Annotated in this window: 2 protein-coding genes and 2 pseudogenes; 3 read left to right on the top strand and 1 reads right to left on the bottom strand. The window is 71.0% G+C overall.

Annotation, left to right across the window (positions count from 1 at the left end; translation table 11 throughout):
• Positions 1–55: 55 nt before the first annotated feature.
• Positions 56–295, top strand: a pseudogene (locus tag CSC68_RS15670) (guanyl-specific ribonuclease); the annotation flags it as partial.
• The gene (locus CSC68_RS15665; RefSeq protein ID WP_162204525.1) at positions 292–732 is read left to right on the top strand and encodes a barstar family protein; all 441 of its coding nucleotides are present in this window, start codon (positions 292–294) and stop codon (positions 730–732) included. The pseudogene CSC68_RS15670 and the gene CSC68_RS15665, both read left to right, overlap by 4 nt.
• Before the next feature lie 110 nt (positions 733–842).
• Here CSC68_RS15665 and CSC68_RS15660 read toward each other — a convergent pair whose 3' ends face one another.
• Positions 843–2,729, bottom strand: a complete 1,887-nt coding sequence (locus CSC68_RS15660) for an ATP-binding cassette domain-containing protein (RefSeq protein ID WP_162204524.1) — start codon at positions 2,727–2,729, stop codon at positions 843–845.
• A 77-nt stretch (positions 2,730–2,806) separates the two neighbouring features.
• On the opposite strand from CSC68_RS15660, the pseudogene dbpA reads away from it, so the two are divergent.
• Positions 2,807–3,885: pseudogene (dbpA, locus tag CSC68_RS15655) on the top strand (ATP-dependent RNA helicase DbpA); the annotation flags it as partial.
• Between the last annotated feature and the right edge of the window lie 141 nt (positions 3,886–4,026).

Here is a 4,026-nt window from a genome sequence, read left to right as displayed (position 1 = left end):
CAGTCCTCCAAGGGGTGGCTCGGCGCCAGCCGCAGTTGTATAAAAGGGACGGCTGCAGGGTGGCCCGTTCCCGCACCGCCAGGACGGCAGCGTGTTCGCCAACCGCGAAGGCCGCCTGCCATCGCGCCCGCGCGGCCACTACCGCGAGTACACCGTACCCACGCCGGGCCTGCCGCATCGCGGCGAACGGCGGATCGTCACCGGTGGCGATCCGCCGGCCAAGTGGTACTACACCGCCGACCACTACGGGAGCTTCCGCTCCTTCGAGGTGCAGGCACGGGAGGTGCGCCGATGAGCCAGTCCGGATTCGACATCGGCCTGGACGACGCCACCCAGGCCGGCGTGTACAAGGTCGAGGCCGCCGACCTGGCGCCCCTGGCCGCCGCCGCGCGCGACGCCGGGCTGATGCTGCGGCGGATCGACCTGGAAGGCTGCCGCGACAAGGCCGGCCTGCTGCTGCGCCTGGCCACCACGCTGGATTTCCCCACCGGCTGGGGCCGCAACTGGGACGGCCTGCTGGACGCGCTGCGCGACCTGTCCTGGGCGCCCGCTCCCGGCTACGTGCTGGCGATCGACGGCATCGCCACCCTGCAGGCGGCCCGCGCGAAGGAGCTGGAGACCCTGGTGGAAGTGCTGGCCGACGCCTCGCATTGGTGGGCCGAGGCCGGCGTGCCGTTCTGGGCCTTCCTGGCGCTGGACAGTGCCCCGCGCGCCCAGGGCCGCGCGAGGTAATCCGCCGGCCCGCCCAGCGGCTGCGCCATCATCCCGTCGATCACCGGACGAACTGCGGGAGGCCGTCGCCGCTGGGCCGCGGACCTGCACGCACGATGGCGCGCCGGGACTCAGCCGTCCAGCTCGGCCCAGCGGGCGTAGGCGGCGTCCAGCTCGGCCTGGGCATCGGCCATGCGCTTGCCGTGCGCGGTCACCACGCCCGGATCCTGCTGGTAGAACGCCGGGTCGGACATGGCCGCGGCCAGGTCCGCCAGCTCCGCTTCCAGCGCCTCGATCCGCCCCGGCAGCTGTTCCAGCTCGCGCGCGTCCTTGTAGCTGAGCTTGCGCTTGCCGGCCGGCGCTGGCGAAGCGGCGGGCGTGGCGACTGCCGCCGGCCGCGGCGCGGGCCTGGCCCCCGCGGCCTTGGGCGCCGCCGGCGCCGGTCGCTGGCGCAGCCAGTCACTGTAGCCGCCCACGTACTCGCCTACCCGGCCGTCGCCTTCCATCACCAGGGTGGAAGTCACGACGTTGTCGAGGAAGTCGCGGTCGTGGCTGACCAGCAGCAGGGTGCCGTTGTAGTCGGCCAGCAGGTCTTCCAGCAGCTCCAGGGTTTCCACGTCCAGGTCGTTGGTCGGCTCGTCCATCACCAGCAGGTTGGACGGCTGCGCGAACAGGCGCGCCAGCAGCAGGCGGTTGCGCTCGCCGCCGGACAGGCGGGTGATCGGCGCCCGCGCGCGTTCGGGCGTGAACAGGAAGTCCTGCAGGTAGGCCAGCACGTGCTTGCGCGAGCCGTTGACCTCGACGAAGTCGCGGCCGCCGGCCACGTTCTCCATCGCGTTCCAGTCCTCGCGCAGGGTCGCGCGGTACTGGTCGAAATAGGCCACCTGCAGGTTGGTGCCCAGCTTGACCTCGCCGGACTGCGGCTGCAGTTCGCCCAGCAGCAGCTTCAACAGCGTGGTCTTGCCGCTGCCGTTGGGACCGACCAGGCCGATGCGGTCGCCACGCAGCACGGTGGTGGAGAAGTCGCGCACCATCACCTGGTCGCCGTGGGCGAAGCAAAGGTCCCTGACCTCGATCACCTTCTTGCCGGAGGACTCGCCCTGGGCGGCCTCCATGCGCACGTTGCCGGACAGCTCGCGGCGCTGGGCGCGCTCCACGCGCATGGCCTTGAGCCTGCGCACACGGCCTTCGTCGCGCGTGCGGCGGGCCTTGATGCCCTGGCGGATCCAGGCTTCCTCCTGCGCCAGCAGCTTGTCGAAGCGCGCGTTCTCCTGCGCCTCGGCGTTGAGCCGCTCCTCGCGGCGGCGCTCGTAGTTGGCCCAGTCCCCGGGCCAGCTGGTGACCTGGCCACGGTCGATCTCGACGATGCGGGTAGCCAGGGCGCGCAGGAAGCGGCGGTCGTGGGTGACGAACACCACGCAGCCGCTCCATTCCTTGAGGAAGCCTTCCAGCCAGTCGATGGCCTCGATGTCCAGGTGGTTGGTCGGCTCGTCCAGCAGCAGCACGTCCGGCGCCGAGACCAGCGAGCGCGCCAGCAGCACGCGGCGCTTCATGCCACCGGACAGGCGCGCGAACACCGCATCGCCGTCCAGCTCCAGGCGGCTGAGCACCTCGGCCACGCGCCGGTCCAGGGCCCAGCCGTCGGCCGCGTCGATCTTCGCCTGCACCCGCGACAGCGCCGCCGCGTCGAATTCCGCGGCATGGCTGATGTGGTGGAACTGCGCCAGCCAGGTGCCCAGTTCGCCCAGGCCGCCGGCGACCACGTCGAACACGCTGCCCTCGGTGCCACCGGGCACCTCCTGCTCCAGCCGCGCCACGCGCACGCCGGCCTGGACCCGCACCTGGCCGTCGTCCGGCTGCAGTTCGCCGGCGATGAGCTTGAGCAGGGTGGATTTGCCGGCGCCGTTGCGGCCGATCAGGGCGATGCGTTCGCCCGGTTCGATCGACAGGTCGGCGTGTTCCAGCAACAAGGGGCCGCCGACGCTGTAGTCGACGTTCTGCAGGGTGATCAAAGGCATGCGCGCATTGTACGCGGCGCGGCACCGCGCCCGGGCGCGCCCCGGGCGATCGGGGTCCACACCTGCGACAATGGCGCATGACCGATTTCGCCTCGCTGCCGCTTTCCCCCGCCCTGCGTCCCGGCCTGGACGCCCTGGCTATACCGCCGCCACGCCGATCCAGGCGCAGTCGCTGCCGCCGATCCTCGAGGGCCGCGACCTGCTGGCGCAGGCCCCCACCGGCAGCGGCAAGACCGCCGCCTTCGGCCTGGGCCTGCTGCAGCGGCTGGATCCGGCCGAATCGCGCTGCCAGGCGCTGGTGCTGTGCCCGACCCGCGAGCTGGCCGACCAGGTCGGCCGCCAGCTGCGCCGCCTGGCCACCGGCATCCCCAACCTCAAGCTGAGCGTGCTCACCGGCGGCATGGCCCTGGAGCCGCAGATCGCCTCGCTGGAGGCACACGACCCGCAGGTCGTGGTCGGCACGCCGGGCCGGGTGCAGGAGCTGGCCCGCAAGCGCGTGCTGCACCTGGGCGTGGTCCGCACCCTGGTGCTGGACGAGGCCGACCGCATGCTGGACATGGGCTTCGAGGAGCCGGTGCGCGAGATCGCCAACCGCTGCCACGGCCAGCGCCAGACCCTGCTGTTCTCGGCCACCTTCCCCGATGCGATCCGCGAACTGGCGCGCCAGCTGCTGCGCGATCCGGTCGAGGTCTCGGTGGAAGGCGGCGAATCGGCGCCGGACATCGAACAGCGCTTCTTCGACGTGGACCCGCAGTTCCGGCAGAAGGCCGTGGCCGGCCTGCTGCTGCGCTACCGTCCCGAATCGGCGGTGGTGTTCTGCAATACCCGCAAGGACGTGGACGAGGTCGCCGGCTCGCTGCGCCAGTTCGGCTTCTCCGCCCTCGCCCTGCACGGGGACATGGAGCAGCGCGACCGCGACGAGGTGCTGCTGCAGCTGGCCAACCGCAGCTGCAATGTGCTGGTTGCCAGCGACGTGGCCGCGCGCGGCCTGGACGTCGAGGACCTGGCCGCGGTGGTGAACTACGAGCTGCCCACCGACGTGGATGCCTATCGCCACCGCATCGGCCGCACCGGCCGCGCCGGTCGTCGTGGCCTGGCCCTGAGCCTGGTCGCCGGCCGCGAGAACGCGCGCGCCGGGATGATCGCCGCCGCCCAGGACCTGTCTCTTCTACTACTCATACGATGCCGACGATCTATCCCGTATACATTTACGTGGTCGCCGTATCCGTATAAAAAAAACATCTACATCGACACAAAGACGATACAGCTAATAATAATCACCATAGCATAAACCTAG

The organism is Pseudoxanthomonas suwonensis (genome assembly GCF_010093235.1).
GTDB lineage: Bacteria > Pseudomonadota > Gammaproteobacteria > Xanthomonadales > Xanthomonadaceae > Pseudoxanthomonas > Pseudoxanthomonas suwonensis.
This window is presented reverse-complemented; position numbering and strand designations above follow the sequence as displayed.